2 protein-coding genes and 1 pseudogene are annotated in these 2234 nt (G+C 32.6%); all 3 read right to left on the reverse strand.

The window, feature by feature from the left end; all coding sequences use genetic code 11:
* Positions 1–750, reverse strand: a pseudogene (locus ACWNM1_RS30465) (hypothetical protein); the annotation flags it as partial.
* The gene (locus tag ACWNM1_RS30470; RefSeq protein ID WP_449603919.1) at positions 740–1687 is read right to left on the reverse strand and encodes a glycosyltransferase family 2 protein; all 948 of its coding nucleotides are present in this window, start codon (positions 1685–1687) and stop codon (positions 740–742) included. The gene ACWNM1_RS30470 and the pseudogene ACWNM1_RS30465, both read right to left, overlap by 11 nt.
* Before the next feature lie 21 nt (positions 1688–1708).
* A partial coding sequence (locus tag ACWNM1_RS30475; RefSeq protein ID WP_449603920.1) for a hypothetical protein occupies positions 1709–2234 on the reverse strand: 526 nt, incomplete at its 5' end.

A 2234-nucleotide genomic window follows, 5' to 3' on the forward strand; every position in this document is an offset into this window, starting at 1 on the left:
ATATATTCCATTGACAGGTATTAAGGACATAAAAGCTAAAATTACATAAATAGCCAGTTTATTAACTCCAGCCTTTTCAAATGAATAACACATATACCCAATAATAAGTGAGAGAATAGAAATTTGTGTAATAACAAAGGCTGCTGGAGAATTCCAAAGAGATGTGGTTAACATTATAAACCAAGTATGGGCTACAGGATGCCAATCATTAAAATTATGTGTAATGGTCTGAGACCACTGGTCTAAAGAATCAGGAGTCATTGCTGCAGGATAATAGGCAATAAAATACAAAGAAAACACAAGACATGGCGGAAGAGCATAGATAAGAATCTTGATTTTTGCAACTTTTTCATTTACTGAATCTGATCTCAAATTAATGATACAGGCAATCAGGAATAGAGTAACTGCATTTAAGGATAAAAATGCTGCCAGACTAACTAATCCTTTTCCTATAATTGAACCATTGTGCAAAGTCAACCTGGAACCTTGAAGACTAAAAAAAAGAACTGAACTAAAAAAAATATTGAAAACAAAAGCCATTGTTTTCCCTTTTCTAGATAAGTGTGCATAAGGTTTAAAAGAAAACCCATTAAAAATAGAACAACATGACAAAAAAATCATGCCCATTAAAATAGTAATAAGACCTGTCTTGTATATTGAATTATTGGGTGACAGATAAGATATAAATCCTATCCCAGATATCAACGATATAGCAAAAATAATTATATACCTGTTCGTTTTAGATTTCATGAGATTCATGACTCCCAATATATCTTTTAATCTGGTGTAGCTGAAGTTCATACTGTTTTCTTGAATTTGAAACAACAGTATCTAATATTAGACCACATGAGAGACTCATAATAGATAAGAGAATAAAACCTACAGCAAGGACTGCAGAAGGCACTTTTGTAACATAGCTTGTGTGAAAAAATTCAATAACTACTGGTACACCTACTACTAGACCAAATACCAAGAAAATCAAAGCCCACATATTGAAAAAAATCAATGGTTTATAATCTTTAAAAAGGGTAAAAATGGTTTTCACTACTTTAAATCCATCCGAAAGAGTATTTAATTTTGACACACTTCCTGGCGGTCTATCTCTATACTCAATAGGCACTTCTTTTATTAAAAAACGCTTATCTAATGAATGAATGCTTAATTCCGTTTCAATTTCAAAGCCGGGACTCATTACTGGAAAAGACTTAACAAAAAACTTATTAAAAGCTCTGTAACCTGTCATAATATCACTTATTTTACTTTTATATAAAGTGTTTATTATCCTTTTAACAAGGTTATTACCGAATCCATGAAGAAGTCTTTTATTCTCCTCTGAATAAGTACCATTAGACAGTCTATCACCTATTACCATATCTGCTTCTCTATTTACAAGAGGCTTCAGAAGCGCATGAACAAACTCAGCTGGATATGTGTCATCTCCATCAACCATAATATAATAATCAGCATCTATATCCAAAAACATCGACCTAACAACATTTCCTTTGCCTTGCCGAGATTCTTTTACTATAGTTACATCATGTAACTTAGCAATTTCGATAGTTTTATCTTTAGAATTATTATCATATACATATATTTTTGCCTCAGGTAATTCACGTCTGAAATCTGTAATCACTTTACTAATTGTTAGTTCCTCGTTGTAACAAGGAATTAAAATCGCAATATTCATTTATTAGTCCCCTAGAGTGTATTATTTAAAAAACTTATTTAGTTTCAACTTAAATGCTAACTTAATAAGTCGAGAGCCCCATTTAGAACTAGCAAGTCTCATTAGTTCGTACTTCTGAGCGTTGAGATCACTAAAATCATCACTATTATTAGCTCCATAACCTATCGTTGGATAAGTCATAGTTGGATTGTCCCACAAATATCCAGGTCCATTTGCATCAACTAGTTTAAATAACTCTGCACCATATTTTTCATATACAGGACTATTCATACTAGCCATTCGTTCACGGAGATAAATAATCATATCACGATTGAATTGACGAGACATGGAATTGGTTCTAACTCTATACTTCACGAGTGGTTCAGGAATACTTACGCCCAAACAACCATTCGCACACATAGAAATCCAGCCTTCATAATCTTCCATACCATATTCCATTTCACTTTTGTTAAGTCCATATTCTATGAAATCTTGCTTACGAACCACAACAAAAGCCGATAGCATATTTGATGCCAGTAAGTACGGGAATTCAGTATTGAATGTAGGC

This window comes from Paenibacillus sp. Marseille-Q9583, from assembly GCF_976954365.1.

What these genes read in the sequence shown, in the direction of transcription:
- ACWNM1_RS30470 (WP_449603919.1), bottom strand. Translation starts at nt 1,687, where the DNA reads ATGAATATTGCGATTTTAATTCCTTGTTACAACGAGGAACTAACAATT.